This is a genomic window from Streptomyces sp. PTY087I2, from assembly GCF_001687325.1.
Classification (GTDB): domain Bacteria; phylum Actinomycetota; class Actinomycetes; order Streptomycetales; family Streptomycetaceae; genus Streptomyces.
On record NZ_LZRD01000034.1, the window covers coordinates 36,818 to 53,180 of the forward strand.

Sequence of the window (16,363 nt, forward strand, 5' to 3'; positions counted from 1 at the left end):
GGCCGCGGGGTTTCGGGCACCAGGGCTCCAGCCGCCGCCCGGGGGCCTTCGGCGCCCGCCCGGGGGCTCTCGGCGCCCTGCCACGAGGCTTCGCCGCCCGCCCCCCTCATCGCTTGCTCCGGATCATCCCGAGCCGGGCCGTGGCGACGATCTCGCGCTGTACCTCGCCGACACCGCCCCCGAACGTGTTGATCTGGGCCGCACGGTTCATCCGCTCCAGCTCACCACCGGGCCCGAAGCAGCCGGGGGACCCGCCCCGCAGCAGGGCGGTCTCTCCGACGGCCTCCTGGCACATCCGGTAGACCTCGACCGCGCTCTCCGTGCCCGCGAACTTCACCCCGCTGGCCTCGCCGGGAGCGGGTGCGCCGGCGCCGACGGCGTCGACCAGGCGCCAGTTCAGCAGGCGCGTCGCCGCGAGCCGGGCGTACGCCTCCGCGAGCCGGGCGCGCACCCACGGCTCGTCGATCCGGCGGCGCCCGGTCGCGGGATCGGGGGTCCGGGCGTGGGCGAGGGCCTCCTCGTAGAAGTCCTCGGCCTGCATGCCGATCGCGGCCAGGGCGACGCGTTCGTGGTTGAGCTGGCTGGTGATGAGCTTCCAGCCGCCGTTCTCCTCACCGACGAGATTCGTGGCCGGGACGCGTACGCCGTCGTAGTAGGTGGCGGTGGTGGTGACCCCGCCCACAGTGGGGATCGGCGTCCAGGAGAAGCCGGGGGCGTCCGTGGGCACGAGGACGATCGAGATGCCGCGGTGCTTGGGTGCTTCGGGGTCCGTACGACAGGCGAGCCAGATCCAGTCGGCCTGCTGGGCGTTGCTGGTGAAGATCTTCCGGCCGTCGATGACCCAGTCGTCGCCGTCCCGGACGGCACGGGTCCGCAGGGCCGCCAGGTCCGTACCGGCCTCGGGCTCGCTGTAGCCGATCGCGAAGACGAGGTCGCCGCCGAGGATGCGGGGCAGGAAGTACGCCTTCTGCTCCTCGGTTCCGTACGCCATCAGGGTCGGGCCGACGGTGTTGAGCGTGACCATGGAGACGGGGGCGCCGGCCCGGTACGCCTCGTCGAAGAAGACGAACTGCTCGTCGGGGCCACGGCCTTGGCCGCCGTACGCCTCGGGCCAGCCGAGCCCGAGCAGCCCGTCGGCGCCGATCCGCCGGAGCAGCCGCCGCTGCTGCTGCCCGCTCCCCGGTGCGGTCTCGTCGACCATCAACGTACGGAAGTAGGAACGCAGTTCGTCACGGAGTCGCTGCTGGCGTTCCGTCGGAGCGAGATGCACGGAGGGCCCTCCAGAACCGCGGACAGGTCGGATGCCGGAGCGCCGCCGACCGGCGCCCCGGCGATCAACGCCCCGGCGATCAGCGCTCAACGTTTCTGACTGTCCGTCAGATACTGGGCCCCTGTCAAGACGCGAGCAGCCCGCACGAGGCACCGAAGTGCCGCCGCGCGGGCTGCCGTTCGGTCCGCCGGAACCCACCCCCCGGGAGGTCCCGACGAACGCGTCATCCGATGGCGATCAGACGATCACCAGAAGAAGGGAGTGAAGTTCACCGCGACGCTGTGGTCCGACTGGTCGATCGGCACGAAGGCGGAGTTGCTCACCTGGGCGGACGTGTTCTGGTTCGACGCACCGGCGCCGACGGCCTGCTGCTGGGTCGTGGACGAGTTGCCGGAGTTGTTGCCGCCGACACCGCTGCCGCCGATCGTCGCCACGGCCGCGTTCGATCCGTCGTTCGCGAAGGAGCCGTTGTCCGCCACGGCGACCCCGCCGCAGAGCGCGACGGCGAGGGGCAGAGCGGCGACGGCGGCGAGGGCGCGAGCGGTACGGATACTTGCCATGTCATGTCCTCCAGAAAGCGGAATTGCGGCTTCATATTCGGCTGGTTCCGGGGGAGTTGGCCGACCGCCCCGGTGCTGTTCACAACGTCGCGAGACCAGAGTTGCCCAGCACATCCCCGGCGAATCCCTCACGACCTCCCGATTCCCTCTCACGTATGACGAAGAGCGGATAAACCTCCTACGCCAGGGAAAAGCCCAGGTCAGCGAGACGGCCGCGACAACCCGTTGGCGTACCGGGGAAGAACCGTTCCGCCACCCACCCACACCACCCGATAGCAAGCCGCCCCCACCCACCTCCCCCCTTCCTTTCTTCGAACACATGTACGAAACTATTTCCATGGCCACCATCGACCGGCAGACCCCCACCTTGGCCCTCGCCCATGCCCTCGCCGCCGCCGGGCGCGGCCTCCCCGTCTTCCCCCTCTCCGCCACCAAGCTCCCCGCCCTGCGCTCCCCCCACCGCGGCGAGCAGCCCTCGACGCACTGCCGGGGCGAGTGCGGGCTGCCGGGACACGGGGTGCACGACGCCACCACCGACCCCGCGGCCGTCCGCGCCCTCTTCGCCGCCGCGCCCCGGGCCACCGGCTACGGCATCGCCTGCGGACGCACCCCGCACCGCCTCATCGGCATCGACCTGGACGTCGACCCGGCGTACGGCAGCGACGCGGCAGGCGCGCTGCGGCAGCTGGCCCTCCAGCACCTGTTCACGATCCCGCCGACGGTCACGGTGCTCACCCCGAGCGGCGGCCGCCACCTCTGGCTGACCGGCCCCGCCGACGCGACGGTCCCCAACTCGGCCGGCCGCCTCGCCCCGGGCATCGACATCCGCGGCAGCGGCGGCTACCTGGTCGGCCCCGGCTCGGTCACCGCCCACGGCCGCTACCGCCTGGCCCCCGGCACCGCCCACCTCACCCCGGCCCCGTGCCCCCGCGCCCTGCTCCGCCTCCTCACCCAGCCCCGCCGCCCGGCCCCAGCCATCAGGGGTGTGGGCGCCTCCCGCACCCCGGACCGGCGGGGCGAGGGCCTGATCCAGTTCGTGCTGGCCGCTCACGAGGGCCAGCGCAACACCCGCCTGTTCTGGGCGGCCTGCCGTGCGTACGAACACGGCTTCGGCGACACCCTGGCCGACGCGCTCACCGCGGCCGCCGTCCGCACGGGACTGCCGGAACACGAGGCCCGAGCCGCGATCGCCTCGGCGGCCCGACTGACGTCGAGGCGGGGCGAGGAGACGAACGGCGCCGCCTGAACACAAGGGAGAGACAGCGCTTTCTATCGCCGACCGGAAGCACCACAAGCCTCGTTTTCGCAGGTAGCAGAAGCCGAGAAACACACCCCTCAATGATCGAACAACCCCCACCTCTACAACGATAAAATAGAAAGCGCTTGCCGACCTGTTGCCTTTCCTCCGAGGGCTGCCCTTCACTGTTGTGCGGCAGCCCGTCAGCCACCGACCGCCGGCTGCCTCGGCCCCCAAGGAGGCAGGCCCATGCGGCGCTTGGCCGTACTCGTCTCAGCCGTGTTCCTCTCCACCCTCGTCCAGGGCCAGGCCGCCGCCGCCCAGCCTCCCGACATACCGCCCCAGGAACCGGGCGTGACCATGCGGGTCTTCGACGTACAGATGGCGCTGGAGGACTTCTGCACGCTCAAGCCCGGACAGACGCCCAACGTCGACGAGTTGAAGCCGACGATCGACTGGACCACCGCCGAGGACTTCGGGCTGGGCGGCAAGTTCGTCACCGAGGTCACCGCGTACCTGAACGTCGAGTCGGCCGGGACGTACGACTTCCGCATCACCAGCGACGACGGATCCCGGCTGATCATCGATGGCACGCAGATCATCGACAACGGAGGAAAGCACGGCGCCCAGCCCAAGGAAGGCTCGGCCGAGCTGGCCGAGGGCCACCACGCGCTGCGTATCGACCACTGGGACGGCGAGTACGACCAGCGCCTCCTGCTGGAGTGGCGGCCGCCCGGAGCGGACGCGTACACCGTCGTCCCCACCTCCGTGCTGAGCACCGACGCCGACGTCACCCGGGTCACCTCCCCGGGCCGCAAGCTGTGCGAGGGCATCGACGAGTCACCGGGCGACGGCCTGCCGCTGGCCGGGGTGCACCCCGACTACACGCTGACCGATCTGCGCCCCGACGGTTTCGAACCGCAGGTCACCGGCATGGACTGGCTGCCGGACGGCCGGCTGGCCGTCAGCACCTGGGGCGGCAGCAGGGAGAGCGAGCTCGGGCAGGTGTATCTGCTCGACAACGTCACCGGGAACACCGACCCGTCGAAGGTGACGAAGAAGCTGGTCGCCGAGAACCTGCTGGAGCCGATGGGCCTCACGTACGTCGACGGCACGATCTACGTCTCCGAGAAGGACGACCTGACCGCGCTGGTCGACAAGGACGGTGACGAGGTCACCGACGAGTACCGGCAGATCGCGACCTGGCCGTTCGGCGGCAACTACCACGAGTTCGCGTTCGGGCTGCTGTACGAGAAGGGGCACTTCTACGTCAGCACGGGCATCGCGATGGTGCCGGGCGGCGCGACCCAGGACCCGCAGAACGTGCCGAACCGGGGCTCGACGCTCAAGATCAACAAGAAGACCGGCAAGGTGTCGTACGTGGCCGGGGGCCTGCGCACACCGAACGGCCTCGGCTGGGGCCCGAAGGGCGAGATCTTCGCCACCGACAACCAGGGCGCGTACGTCCCGACGTCGAAGCTGGTCCGGATCAAGCAGGGCGCCTTCTACAACCACCACACCAACCCGGACGGCGTGTACGACGACCAGCCGGTGACCGAGCCCGTCCTCTGGCTGCCGCACGGCGAGATCTCCAACTCGCCGAGTAACCCCCTCCTCCTGCCCGAAGGCCCCTTCGCCGGACAGATGGTCTTCGGCGACGTGACCTACGGCGGCCTCCAGCGGGCCTACCTGGAGAAGGTCGGCGGCGAGTACCAGGGCGCGGTGTTCCGGATGACGCAGGGCCTGGAGGCCGGGGTCAACCGGATCAGCCTCGGCCCGGACGGGGCGATCTACGCCGGCGGCATCGGCGACTCCGGGAACTGGGGCCAGGAGGGCAAGCTCAAGTTCGGCCTCCAGAAGCTCACGCTCACCGGCGACGAGGCCTTCGACATGCGCGCGATGCGGGCGGTCGACGGCGGCTTCGAGATCGAGTACACACAGCCGCTCTCCGCCGAGACGGCCGAGGACCTGGCGGCCAAGTACAAGGCCCAGCAGTGGCGTTACGTGGCGACCCCGCGGTACGGAGGCCCGAAGGCCGACGAGGAGACGCTCGACGTCACGTCGGCGACGCTCTCCAAGGACCGCAGGAAGGTGACGCTCAAGCTGGACGGCCTGCGCCCGGGCAGGGTGGTGCACGTACAGTCCCCGCGCCCCTTCGCCGCGGAGTCCGGGGCGGAGCTGTGGGGCACCGAGGCGTGGTACACGCTGAACACGCTGCCGGACGGATCGAAGCCGCCGCCGGTGTACGAGGCGGAGTCCGCCTCACTGTCCGGCGGCACCAAGTTCAACGACAACCACTCCGGTTACTCCGGCACCGGCTTCATCGACAACAACTGGGAGCCGGGCTCCCGCACCACGTTCGCGGTACGCGCAGACAAGCAGGGCAAGCACGACCTCGCCCTGCGGTACACGAACGGCCAGAACGCGGACCCGCAGCCCACGCCCCGCTCCATGACCCTGTACATCAACGGCGAGCGCTACAAACAGATCTGGCTGAACTCCACCGTGGCCTGGAACAAGTGGGCGACCCACACCGAATCGGTGCCGCTGCGGAAGGGCGCGAACTCGATCACGTACGCCTACGAGCCCGAGGACGACGGCCATGTGAACCTCGACAACCTCACCGTCACCCCGACGAAGCGCACCACGCTCTTCGACGGCACGAACCTGGACGCCTGGGAGGCGAACGACGGCGGCCCGGCGAAGTGGCCGGTGGCGAACGGCTCCATGGAATCCTTCGGCGGTGACATCCGTACGAAGGAGAAGTACGGCGACTTCCGGATGCACGCAGAGTGGTACCAGCCCCACTACCCGCCGGACGTCACCGGACAGGCCCGGGGCAACAGCGGGGTCTACATCCAGGAGCGTTACGAGCTCCAGATCCTGGAGTCCTTCGGCGTCGAGACACCCGCCACGAACGACGCCGGCTCGATCTACCTGCGCAAGGCCCCGGACACCAACGCGGCGAAGCCGTCCGGCACCTGGCAGACTTACGACATCGAATTCCGGGCGGCACGCTTCGACAGCGACGGCAAGAAGACCGAGGACGCCCGGGTGACCCTCCGCTGGAACGGCAAGCTGGTGCACAGGAACGTAGCCATAGCCGGCCCGACGGGAGCGGGCCAACCCGAGGGCCCCGCACCGGGCCACATCAAGTTGCAGGACCACGGGGACCCGGGCGAGAACCCAAGGTTCCGCAACATCTGGATCGAACGGCTCTGACAGGCGGGCCCGTTATGGGACGAAGCGGTGCTGCCTTCTCCTCCGACGTCGAGGGAGAAGGCAGCACCGCTTCGTCCCCCGACGTCCTGCGGGCGCAGGTCGGTGGCGGCCTGAACTCATCCGGCCTGTCGCTAGTCGCGTTCCACGTACAAGTACAGGACTCCGGCGAACAACTCCCTGTCGAAGAGCGAGTGGTACCGGACCCCCTCGACCTTGGTGCTGTTGATGACAACCGTGGGGTGCCAGGGCCGCGAGGGTCGTCGCCACCGGCCGTCTCGTACGTCTTCTGTGAAGCGGTGACGAAGTCCTTGTACTTCATCGTCGTCACGGCGGAGTCGAACGTCTCACTCCGCAGCCCCTCGACCTGGTCGGCGAGTTTCAGGAGGGAGGCCGTGGTGTAGCCGCCCGCGAGCTCGTTCACGGTCATGTTCTCGAAGATCACGGCGTGGTACTCGGTGAACTTGCCTGCGTCCAGCGCCGCGCGCAGGGCGTTGACCGCCCTCTTCGATCCGTCGCCGCCCACGCGGTCGTCCCTGAAGGACGCGAGGGTGTACTCGGTCTTGACCTCCCGGAGCAGCGTCATCTCGCGCAGCGCCGGGGCGCCGGTCGCCTCGAACTCCTCGACGAAGGGACAGCGTGGGTCCTCGTACAGCCGCACCGTGGTTGCCGCGGCCGGGTCGCCCACCACGATGGTCGTGCCGTCCGCGGCCAACTCCTCCGGCAACTCCTCGACCCCTGCATAGGCCGGAGGCGCAGGTGTGCCACCGCGTGCTTCATCCATGGGCTGCCCCCTGGGGGCGCACCCCGCCATCACGAGCACAGCGATCGTGGCCGCGGTTCCGGCGGCCAGCGGTCTTCCCTTTCCCACCTGCGGATCCCCTCCCCTTGATCGCGCAGACTGTAGTAGCTCCAGGTCACGAATCTCACAGCAATTGCGGACGGCCCGAGGACCTTCACCGCCGCGACAAGGCTCGGCGACCCCGCCTCGCTACTCCTCCCGCTCCGCCCCCGACTCCACCTGCGTCAGCGCATCCGTGATCATGCGGGTCGCGAAGTTGTGGTCGTCCGTCATGCGGTTGATGTGTTCGGCGAGCAGGAACGCCGTCGCCTCCAGCGGGGTCAGTTCCGCTTCCGTCCAGTCGCCGTACTGGTTGCGCCACAGGGTGGGGCTCAGGCCGATGGCGGCCGCGATGGCCAGGCCCGCCATCGTGGGGACCGCCTCGGGCGGGACGCTCTTCGGCAGCATCTTCAGGGAGGTGACGAGCGTCGGCACCACGTATTCGACGACGTCCTTCTCGTGCGCCTCGTGGGCCTCACGGAGCCACTTCATGTACAGGTAGATGAGCGTGCAGGTTCCGTCCAGCACGTCGTCGACACCCTCCGGGCCGAGTGACGTGAGGAGTTGCTGGACGAGCTGCTCCTGTTCGGGGTCGGTCCCGCTCCTGCCCGCGTGGACGGTCCTGAGGCGGGAGTCGATCAGCATGAGCGCCGCGCCCACATCGCCGGCGGGAGCGTATCGAGGGTCGAAGGGCGACAAGGCGGAAGTCCTTTTCGGGGTGGCTGCGGGTGGGCAGCGTGCGGTGTCCGAGCGCGCTTCGTACCTCTGCGCGCTCGGACGACTACGCAACCGACTCTCCACGATCCCCGGCGGCCCCGTCGGGCACTTCACGGAATTGGCCGGCCTCCCCCTACCTCACTTTCGCCAGAACAGGTGATGCGTCATGCCACTCGGGCTCGGGACGACGTCCAGGTGGTAGCGGTCGCGCAGGTCGTCCGGTGTGTTCCACAGACGCAGGCCGGTGCCCAGTTTCACCGGGGCCACCGCCACGTGCAGGGTGTCGATCAGGCCGGCGTCGAGGAACTCGCGGATCGTGGTGACGCCGCCGCCCAGCCGGACGTCCTTCCCGTCCGCCGCTTCCTTCGCCCGGGCCAGCACCGTCACCGGGTCGGCGTCGACGAAGTGGAACGTCGTGTCGGAGAGCGTGAACGACGGGCGCTCGTGGTGCGTCATCACGAACACCGGGGTGTGGAACGGGGGTTCGTCGCCCCACCAGCCCTGCCACTCGTGGTTCTCCCACGGGCCCCGCTGCGGGCCGAACTTGTTGCGGCCCATGATCTCCGCCCCGATGTTGTGCGTGAAGTCCCGCGTGAAGTAGTCGTCCAGGCCCCGGGTTCCGCCCGGGGCCGTGCGGTTCGGCCAGCTCGCCGTGGCGCCCGCCCAGGAGAACAGCGGGCCCGGGTCGACGTGGCCGAACGGGCGCTCCAGCGTCTGGTCCTCGCCTGCGGCGATTCCGTCGCTCGACACCGTGAAGTTCTGAACTCTCAGCAGTTGTGCCATGCCGTCCTCCTACGATTCGCTTCCGGTGGTCTCCGTGTTGGACCGGGGGCGCCGGCTCAACTCATCGGTCCCGGTCATGCCGGTAGCCCTCTCCCCCCACTATCGCCGTCCCGCCCCCGTACGCTGCTGAGCCGCACCGCCTCAGCGATCAACAGGGGAGCCCATGTCCATGAGCGATCAGCCCGACCGGCCGGACCGGAAGCCGTTCCTGTACGTCGTCGTCTGCGCGGCCGGCGTCGCCCGGGACGTCGACCGGCTCTTCGTCGCGGCGCGGGACGCCGGCTGGGACGTCGGTGTCGTCGCCACCCCGCAGGGGCTCGGCTTCCTCGACGCGGCGGCCGTCGAGGCGCGGACCGGGTATCCGATCCGCTCCGGCTGGCGCGCCCCCGGCGACCCCCGGCCGTTTCCGGACCCGGACGCCATCGTCGTCGCGCCCGCCACCTTCAACACCATCAACAAGTGGGCGGCCGGGATCGCGGACACCCTGGCCCTCGGCATCCTCTGCGAGGCGTACGGGCTCGGCGTCCCCACCGCCGTACTCCCGGCCGTGAACTCGCTGCTCGCCCAGCACCCCGCGTACGGCGAGAGCCTGGCCAGGCTGCGGAGCATGGGCGTCCGGATCAGTGCCGGCGCACCGCACACTCCCAAGTCCGGGGAGACCGCCGCCTTCCCCTGGGAAGAGGCCCTGGAGCTGCTCGCGTCCACCGCCGACGGCCCCTCGACGGATTCTCGCCGCCCGATAAGGTAATGGCCGGATAAAGAGATCACCAAGTGCGCGCACACCGCCGCACGTCTCGGGAGGAAGCCATGGGAACCCGCCGTACATCACTGCCCGGAGTGGGGGCTCAGTACGACTTCACGACCGAGACGGGGCAGCACATTTCGGTCGTCGTCCACCACGACGGACGCCGGTTCATCGGGTTCTACCAACAGGACGACCCTGATTCGTGCCAACTCTCCGTCCCCCTGACGACGACCGAGGCCACCGCGCTCGCGCACCTCATCGATCCGGCGCCCATCGACGCCGTACGCACCGAGGGCATCGACCTCGTCACCGAGCACATCCCGCTCGGGTCCCGCTCCCCGTACGGCGGGCGGCTGCTGGGGGAGACGCGGGCGCGGACCCGGACCGGGGCGTCCATCGTGGCGGTGCTGCGCACCCACAGCGCGCACCCGTCGCCGGAACCGGATTTTCGACTGGCCATCGGGGACACACTCGTCGCCGTCGGTACGCGTGAGGGCGTCGACGCGCTCGCCGAGATCATTGCGGAGGGCTGACCGTGCATGACACGACTGCATTGCTGGTGGAGCTGGGGGCCGTCATCCTCGGGCTGGGGCTCGTGGGGCGGTTCGCCGGGCGGATAGGGCTCTCCCCCATCCCCCTGTACCTGCTCGCCGGGCTGGCGTTCGGGCACGGTGGGCTGATCCCGCTCGACGCCAGCGAGGAATTCACCATGGTGGGCGCCGAGATCGGCGTCATCCTGCTGCTTCTGCTGCTGGGTCTCGAGTACAGCGCTTCCGAGCTGGTCACCAGTCTCAAGACGCAGTATCCGTCGGGCGCCGTCGACTTCGCCCTCAACGCCGTCCCGGGCGCCGTCGCCGCCCTGATCCTCGGCTGGGGACCCGTGGGCGCCGTCGCGCTCGCCGGGGTCACCTGGATCTCCTCGTCCGGGGTGATCGCCAAGGTCATGACCGACCTCGGCCGGCTCGGTAACCGCGAGACCCCCGTCATCCTCGGCGTCCTCGTCATGGAGGACCTGGCGATGGCGGTGTACCTGCCGCTGCTCACCGCCATGCTCGCCGGGGTCAGCCTGGCCGGCGGCAGCCTCGCGCTCGTCATCGCGCTCGGGGCCGTCGGACTCGTCCTCTACCTGGCGCTCCGCCACGGCCGACTGATCAGCCGCGCGGTCTCCTCCGACAACCCGGAGATGCTGCTCCTGGTCGTCCTCGGCCTCACCGTCCTCGTCGCCGGTGTCGCCCAGCAGCTCCAGGTGTCCGCCGCCGTCGGCGCGTTCCTCGTCGGCATCGCGCTCTCCGGTGAGGTCGCCGAGGGCGCCCGCAAGCTGCTCACCCCGCTGCGGGACCTGTTCGCCGCCGTGTTCTTCGTCTTCTTCGGACTCTCCACGAACCCGGCCGACATCCCGCCGGTGCTGCTGCCCGCGGCCCTGCTGGCCATCATCACCACCTTCACCAAGATCGGCACCGGCTACTACGCGGCCCGCCGCGCCGGGGTCGGCTCGCCCGGCCGCTGGCGCGCGGGCGGCACCCTCGTGGCGCGCGGTGAGTTCTCCATCGTCATCGCCGGTCTGGCCGTGGCCACCGAGCCGCGCATCGGCCCCATCGCCACCGCGTACGTCCTGATCCTCGTCATCGTCGGCCCGCTCACCGCCCGGTGGACGCAGCCCATCGCGGCGAAGATCGAGGCCCGTCGCGGCGGCGGGGACGGCAAGAGCACGGGCACGGCCGCGACTGCCGAGAAGGAGCCCGTCGCGAAGTCCGCGCCCGAGCGCCGGCTGGGCTCGCACGACGACCTCACCCCGGAACCCGCGGGCGAGAAGCACGAGTAGCCCCGGCCGAAGGCACGCAGCCGAAGCCCCCGGACGCCCCTGATGGGTGCCGGGGGCTTCCGCGTACCCCGGCATTCCCGGCACACCCATCTCTACATGTCTGTAGAGTCGATCGCGTTCCGGCACTGCTTCGCAAGGTAGGGAGATGTCATGGCTCTGTGGGACCGCATCAAGGAATCCGCTTCGTCGATGCAGACGCAGCTGGAGGCGAAGAAGAACGAGCTGAAGTCGGGGTCGTTCCGGGACGCGAGCATGGCCATGTGCGCCCTGGTCGCCGCCGCCGACGGTTCCGTCGACCCGGCCGAGCGCCAGCGCGTCGCGGCCCTCATCGCGTCCAACGACGTCCTGCGGAACTTCCCCGCCGACGACCTCCAGCGGCGCTTCAACGCGTACGTCGACCAGCTCACCGCCGATTTCGCGCTCGGCAAGGTCAGCGTGGTCCAGGAGGTCGCCAAGGCCAGGAAGAAGCCCGCCGAGGCCCGTGCCGTGATCCAGATCGGCATCGTCATCGGCGGCGCCGACGGCGACTTCGACGCCACCGAGCAGGCCGTCGTGCGGGAGGCGTGCTTCGCGCTCGACCTGCCGCCGCACGAGTTCGACCTGTAGCCGCCCCTCCGTGCGGCATCGGCCGGCCGGGCGCGTCACAGCTCCTTGGCCGGCCAGTCCAGCAGCCGGGCGCCGATGACCGCCGTCTGGAGGCTGTAGCGGTGCATCGGGTCCGAGGGGTCCGACCCGGTCAACTGGTGGATGCGCTCCAGCCGGTACGTCAGCGCCCGTACGCTCAGCGCCAGCCTGCGGGCGGTCTCGGCGGCGACGCAGCCCGCGTCGAAGTAGACCGCCAGCGTGTTCAGCAGCGGTTCCGCGCCGCCCCTCGCCTTCTGGAGCGGGCCCAGTTCGCTGCGCACCAGATCCGCCATCGCCTGCCGGTCCCGGGTCAGCACCGGGTAGACCATGAGGTCCGAGGCGTACAGCACGGGGTCCTCCATCCCCATCCGGTCCGCCAGATCGAGGGCTTCGAGCGCCTCGTCGTACGAATGGACCACCCCGCCGGGCCCCTTGTGCGGGCGGCCCACCGCCACCTGTCCGCCGTCCGTCGCCGCGTGCGCCTGCTTGGCGAAGTACCGCAGGACGTCGGGCTGGCTGCCCGGCGCGATGCAGACGATCCGGCCGTCCTTCGTCGTCAGCAGGATCTTGCGCCCGCTGAACCGCGTCAGCAGCGCCGCCTCCACACTGCGCGGCACCGCGTCCGTCTCCGTGTACGCCTCCGGGCCCGACGCCACCGCGACCGCGTGCGCCCGGGAAAGCCGCAGGCCGAAGCGGGTCGCCCGCTCCGCGAGCCGGACCAGGTCGCTGCGCCCGTACAGCAGATCGTCGATGAACTCCCGGCGCGCCGCCTCCTCCCGTCGTACGGTGAGGCGTTGGGCCCGCTCGAAGCCCTCGGCGAACGCGTCGACCGCCTGCTCCACCGCAGCCAGGACCGCATCGGTGACGGCGGGGGAGTTTCCGGCAGCGGCCCGGGGCCAGGCTTCACGGGTCTGCGCCAGATGCATCGTCACCAGGGCCCGCAGCTGATGGCCCGCGTCCGCCGCCGCACGGCCCAGAGCGCGGCGCTCCTCCAGTTCGTTACGAGTCAAACGGCGGCCGGTGAGGGCAACTTCGCCCAGAATATGGGCATAATTGCCCAGCATTTCCTCGGGAATCCTTGGCTCGGCCACGCACTCTCCTTCAGCCTTGCAACAGTCCTGTCATTTCCCCAACGCACACCGGGCGGTGCCGGTGCCCGGCATTAGCAAAGCGTAAAGATTGCCGGGATCCGGCAATGCGTCAGGACGGTCCCGGATGACAGGATCAGGTCAGCAACAACACGGGGGAAGCATCACGGGGGAAGTACCGGGGGAGCACGGGGGAAACATGGGGAATCGGGGGTAACCACCCGGCCGCCGCGGCAGGTTGAGGCCGCGCCGCGGTTGCCGGGCCCCGTCACCCGCGGAGTCGCCCGCGGACCGGGCGCCCTTCGGCCGGACGCTCGTCGACCGGCCGCCGCCTTCCCCGTACCGGATCACGGAAGCGCACGCCTCAGGGCCCGTGCGCCGAACCGCAGGGGGTGGGATCGATGGACGAGTTTCTGAGCGCGGCGATCGGCTTCCCCGCCGTCATCTTCGGCGCCGCTCTGGTCGTCATCATCTGCTTCTGGCTGCTGGTGCTCGCCGGGGCCGCCGGCCACGACTCCTTCGACGCCGACCTCGACACCGGTCCGGTCGGTCTCGGCGGTGTCCCGGTCTCCGTCTCGGTCTCCCTGCTGATCGTGTTCGCCTGGTTCGGCAGCCTCACCGGCACGGTCCTGCTCCGCCACAGCCACACCGACAGCGCCACCCGCGCCGTGCTGGCGGTCGCCGTGCTCGCCGGGTCGCTGCTGCTCGCCTGGGGGGCCGTCCGCCTCCTCGTACACCGCTTCCGCCGGTACTTCCCGGCGGAACCTCCGCCATCCCGGCTGGACTTCGTCGGGAGCGTCTGCACGATCCGCACCGGCACCGTCACCGCGACCTTCGGCCAGGCCGAAGTCGTCTCGCGCGACGGGTCGACGGCCATCGTGCAGGTCCGCCGGGCCGAGTCCTTCCCGTCCCCGTCCCGGCCCTCGGGGCCGGGCGCCGAGGACGCGCAGCTCGTCATGGGCTGTTCGGGACTCCTCTACGCGTACGACGAGGACGGCGAGTTCTTCTGGGTCTCGGCCTACGACGCCGCGCTCGACCCGGGCCCGAACGGCTGATCCGGGCGGGCCACGGGGCTCCTGACGGCCCTGTCCGTGGCGAGCCCTGCGGTTCGCCGGGCCACGGCCGCCGTCCGCCCGCCGCCTGCCTGACCGCCGCCTGTCCGCCCGTGCGTCGCGCTCCGGCCGACCCGCCTGGCGTAACCGCTGGTCACGCCACTACTTCGCTGTGCCACTTCCGTACCAACCAGCCGCCAAGGACTCTTCTATGGATGCCATCTCCCTGGGCATCGGCGTGCTCGTCGCCGTTGTCCTGCTCATCGTCATCGCCATCGCCATCGTCGTCACCCGGCTGTTCCGCAAGGTCGAGCAGGGCAAGGCGCTGATCATCTCCAAGACCAAGAAGGTCGACGTCACCTTCACCGGGGCCGTCGTCCTGCCCGTGCTCCACAAGGCCGAGACGATGGACATCTCGGTGAAGAAGATCGAGATCCACCGTGCCGGGCGGGAGGGGCTGATCTGCCAGGACAACATCCGCGCCGACATCCAGATCACCTTCTTCGTCCGCGTCAACAAGACCGTCGAGGACGTCATCAAGGTCGCTCAGGCCATCGGCACCGAGCGGGCCAGCGACCGGGTCGCCATCCAGGAGTTCTTCTCCGCGAAGTTCTCCGAGGCCCTCAAGACCGTCGGCAAGCAGCTCGACTTCGTCGACCTCTACACCAAGCGCGAGGAGTTCCGGGACCGGATCATCCGGGTCATCGGCACCGACCTGAACGGCTACCACCTCGACGACGCCGCGATCGACTTCCTCGAGCAGACCCCGATGGCCCAGCTCGACGGCTCCAACATCCTGGACGCGCAGGGCATCCGGAAGATCACCGAGCTGACCGCGATCGAGCACGTGCGCACCAACGAGTTCCAGCGCATCGAGCAGAAGGAGATCACCCGGCAGGACGTCGACGCCCGCGAGACGATCCTGGAGCTGGAGCGCCGGCAGGCCGAGGCCGAGATCAAGCAGCGCCGCGAGGTCGACACCCTGCGGGCCCGCGAGGAGGCGGCCACCGCCCGGGTGCAGGAGGAGGAGCGGCTCGGCGCGCAGACCGCGTTCATCAGGACCGAGGAGCAGCTCGGTATCCAGCGCGAGAACCAGGCGCGGGAGATCGCCGTCGCGCAGAAGAACCGCGAGCGGGTCATCGCCGTCGAGAGCGAGCGCATCGAGAAGGACCGGATGCTGGAGGTCATCGGGCGCGAGCGCGAGACCGAGCTGAACCGGATCGCCGCCACGAAGGAGGTCGAGGCCGAGCGGCGCGAGGTCGCCGACGTCATCCGCGAGCGGATCGCGGTGGACCGTACGGTCGCCGAGCAGGAGGAGTCGATCCTCACCCTGCGCGCCGTCGAGGACGCCGAGCGGGCCCGTAAGTCGGTCATCATCGCGGCCGAGGCGGAGGCGCAGGAGAAGCTGGTCAAGGACATCAAGGCGGCCGAGGCGGCGGAGGCGGCCTCCACGCACCTGGCGGCCGAGCAGCTCACGCTCGCCGAGGCGCGGCTGAAGACGGCCGACCTGGACGCGCAGGCCAAGCTGCGGCTGGCGGAGGGCATCCAGGCCGAGTCGGCCGCGCCGGGGCTCGCCGCGGTGCAGGTCCGTGACGCGGAGGCGGACGTCATCGAGAAGGCCGGTCTCGCGGAGGCCGAGGCGACGGCGGCCCGGCTCAAGGCCGAGGCGGAGGGCGCGCGGCTCAAGGCGCTCGCCGACGCGGAGGGCACCCAGGCGCAGGCGACCGCGGACGCGGCGGCCATCGGCGAGAAGCTGAAGGCGGAGGCCGCGGGGCTCACGGAGAAGGCGGCCGCGATGGCGGCGCTGGACGAGGCGTCCCGTACGCACGAGGAGTACCGCCTGCGGCTCGACGCGGAGAAGGAGATCCGGCTGGCGGGGCTCGATGTGCAGCGGCAGGTCGCCGAGGCGCAGGCGACGGTCCTGGCGACGGGTCTGGAGAACGCCGACATCGACATCGTCGGCGGGGAGTCCGTCTTCTTCGACCGGCTCGTGTCGTCGGTCTCGCTCGGCAAGGCGGTGGACGGGTTCGTGGACAACTCCCAGACCGCGCAGGCGCTGGCGGGGTCGTGGCTGGACGGTTCGTCGTCCTTCACGGACGACCTGAGCCGGGTGCTGGGGTCGGTCTCCACGGGTGATGTGCGGAACCTGACGGTGTCGACGCTGCTGATGCGGCTGATGGGGTCGTCGGGTGCGGCGTCAGGCCAGGTGGAGCAGTTGCTGGCGGCGGCGAAGGAGCTGGGGCTGGCGGATCTGCCGGTGTCTTCGGTGGCCGGTACGGGGGTGGCTCCCGCGGTGTCGTTGAACGGGGCCGGGGCCAAGGGGTAGGCCGCCCGCACCACCACAGCCCGTCCGTTGCCTGGGGCCGGGGCGCCCGGCCCGGCGAGGCGGGCCCGCACCACCACAG

General features: G+C 70.4%; 14 protein-coding genes. 8 read left to right on the forward strand and 6 right to left on the reverse strand.

Annotation, left to right across the window (positions count from 1 at the left end; all coding sequences use genetic code 11):
- Positions 1-106: 106 nt before the first annotated feature.
- Together A3Q37_RS30250 and A3Q37_RS30255 are read right to left on the reverse strand one after the other, a co-directional pair.
- Entirely contained in the window at positions 107-1,270 is a 1,164-nt protein-coding gene (locus tag A3Q37_RS30250; RefSeq protein ID WP_065489411.1) for an acyl-CoA dehydrogenase family protein, read from the reverse strand.
- A 245-nt stretch (positions 1,271-1,515) separates the two neighbouring features.
- On the reverse strand, positions 1,516-1,830 hold the full coding sequence (locus A3Q37_RS30255; protein ID WP_006126089.1) for a hypothetical protein: 315 nt from the start codon (positions 1,828-1,830) through the stop codon (positions 1,516-1,518).
- Between the two features lie 337 nt (positions 1,831-2,167).
- Between A3Q37_RS30255 and A3Q37_RS30260 the strand changes: the two genes are divergently transcribed.
- Together A3Q37_RS30260 and A3Q37_RS30265 are read left to right on the forward strand one after the other, a co-directional pair.
- Positions 2,168-3,076, forward strand: coding sequence for a bifunctional DNA primase/polymerase (locus tag A3Q37_RS30260; protein WP_065489414.1), 909 nt, complete (start codon positions 2,168-2,170; stop codon positions 3,074-3,076).
- Between the two features lie 240 nt (positions 3,077-3,316).
- A complete protein-coding gene (locus A3Q37_RS30265; protein ID WP_065489417.1) occupies positions 3,317-6,289 on the forward strand; it encodes a family 16 glycoside hydrolase in 2,973 nt (990 codons plus the stop codon).
- Here the strand turns inward: A3Q37_RS30265 and A3Q37_RS36080 are convergent.
- From A3Q37_RS36080 to A3Q37_RS30280, 3 genes are all read right to left on the reverse strand, one after another.
- Positions 6,219-7,070, reverse strand: a complete 852-nt coding sequence (locus tag A3Q37_RS36080; RefSeq protein ID WP_255311989.1) for a thioredoxin domain-containing protein — start codon at positions 7,068-7,070, stop codon at positions 6,219-6,221. The two genes, A3Q37_RS30265 and A3Q37_RS36080, sit on opposite strands and share 71 nt — an antisense overlap.
- 207 nt (positions 7,071-7,277) lie before the next feature.
- Positions 7,278-7,772, reverse strand: coding sequence for a hypothetical protein (locus A3Q37_RS30275; RefSeq protein ID WP_065489451.1), 495 nt, complete (start codon positions 7,770-7,772; stop codon positions 7,278-7,280).
- 210 nt (positions 7,773-7,982) lie between these two features.
- Complete coding sequence (locus A3Q37_RS30280) at positions 7,983-8,627, reverse strand: dihydrofolate reductase family protein (RefSeq protein WP_065489421.1); 645 nt, start codon at positions 8,625-8,627, stop codon at positions 7,983-7,985.
- 169 nt (positions 8,628-8,796) lie between these two features.
- Between A3Q37_RS30280 and A3Q37_RS30285 the strand changes: the two genes are divergently transcribed.
- The 4 genes from A3Q37_RS30285 (at position 8,797) to A3Q37_RS30300 (ending at position 11,800) form a co-directional block, all read left to right on the forward strand.
- Positions 8,797-9,375, forward strand: coding sequence for a flavoprotein (locus A3Q37_RS30285; protein ID WP_065489453.1), 579 nt, complete (start codon positions 8,797-8,799; stop codon positions 9,373-9,375).
- Positions 9,376-9,434: 59 nt separating this feature from the next.
- On the forward strand, positions 9,435-9,905 hold the full coding sequence (locus tag A3Q37_RS30290) for a cation:proton antiporter regulatory subunit (protein ID WP_065489423.1): 471 nt from the start codon (positions 9,435-9,437) through the stop codon (positions 9,903-9,905).
- A gap of 2 nt (positions 9,906-9,907) precedes the next feature.
- Positions 9,908-11,194, forward strand: a complete 1,287-nt coding sequence (locus A3Q37_RS30295) for a cation:proton antiporter (protein WP_065489425.1) — start codon at positions 9,908-9,910, stop codon at positions 11,192-11,194.
- 150 nt (positions 11,195-11,344) lie between these two features.
- Positions 11,345-11,800, forward strand: coding sequence for a tellurite resistance TerB family protein (locus A3Q37_RS30300; protein ID WP_065489427.1), 456 nt, complete (start codon positions 11,345-11,347; stop codon positions 11,798-11,800).
- Between the two features lie 35 nt (positions 11,801-11,835).
- On the opposite strand, the gene A3Q37_RS30305 is transcribed toward A3Q37_RS30300, so the two are convergent.
- Positions 11,836-12,909 (reverse strand): CdaR family transcriptional regulator, encoded by a 1,074-nt coding sequence (locus A3Q37_RS30305; protein WP_065489429.1) that lies wholly within the window; start codon positions 12,907-12,909, stop codon positions 11,836-11,838.
- A 398-nt stretch (positions 12,910-13,307) separates the two neighbouring features.
- Here A3Q37_RS30305 and A3Q37_RS30310 point away from each other — a divergent pair, with 398 nt between their 5' ends.
- Both A3Q37_RS30310 and A3Q37_RS30315 read left to right on the forward strand, forming a co-directional pair.
- A complete protein-coding gene (locus A3Q37_RS30310; RefSeq protein ID WP_065489455.1) occupies positions 13,308-13,961 on the forward strand; it encodes a hypothetical protein in 654 nt (217 codons plus the stop codon).
- Between the two features lie 208 nt (positions 13,962-14,169).
- Positions 14,170-16,284 (forward strand): flotillin family protein, encoded by a 2,115-nt coding sequence (locus A3Q37_RS30315; RefSeq protein WP_065489431.1) that lies wholly within the window; start codon positions 14,170-14,172, stop codon positions 16,282-16,284.
- The last annotated feature ends 79 nt before the right edge of the window (positions 16,285-16,363 follow it).

Excerpts from the sequence above, each read along its gene's own strand:
- A3Q37_RS30300 (WP_065489427.1), top strand. The coding sequence starts at position 11,345 with ATGGCTCTGTGGGACCGCATCAAGGAATCCGCTTCGTCGATGCAGACG.
- A3Q37_RS30255 (WP_006126089.1), bottom strand. The coding sequence starts at position 1,830 with ATGGCAAGTATCCGTACCGCTCGCGCCCTCGCCGCCGTCGCCGCTCTG.
- A3Q37_RS30310 (WP_065489455.1), top strand. The coding sequence starts at position 13,308 with ATGGACGAGTTTCTGAGCGCGGCGATCGGCTTCCCCGCCGTCATCTTC.
- A3Q37_RS30285 (WP_065489453.1), top strand. The coding sequence starts at position 8,797 with ATGAGCGATCAGCCCGACCGGCCGGACCGGAAGCCGTTCCTGTACGTC.
- A3Q37_RS30265 (WP_065489417.1), top strand. The coding sequence starts at position 3,317 with ATGCGGCGCTTGGCCGTACTCGTCTCAGCCGTGTTCCTCTCCACCCTC.
- A3Q37_RS30290 (WP_065489423.1), top strand. The coding sequence starts at position 9,435 with ATGGGAACCCGCCGTACATCACTGCCCGGAGTGGGGGCTCAGTACGAC.
- A3Q37_RS30280 (WP_065489421.1), bottom strand. The coding sequence starts at position 8,627 with ATGGCACAACTGCTGAGAGTTCAGAACTTCACGGTGTCGAGCGACGGA.
- A3Q37_RS36080 (WP_255311989.1), bottom strand. The coding sequence starts at position 7,070 with ATGGATGAAGCACGCGGTGGCACACCTGCGCCTCCGGCCTATGCAGGG.
- A3Q37_RS30275 (WP_065489451.1), bottom strand. The coding sequence starts at position 7,772 with ATGCTGATCGACTCCCGCCTCAGGACCGTCCACGCGGGCAGGAGCGGG.
- A3Q37_RS30260 (WP_065489414.1), top strand. The coding sequence starts at position 2,168 with ATGGCCACCATCGACCGGCAGACCCCCACCTTGGCCCTCGCCCATGCC.
- A3Q37_RS30315 (WP_065489431.1), top strand. The coding sequence starts at position 14,170 with ATGGATGCCATCTCCCTGGGCATCGGCGTGCTCGTCGCCGTTGTCCTG.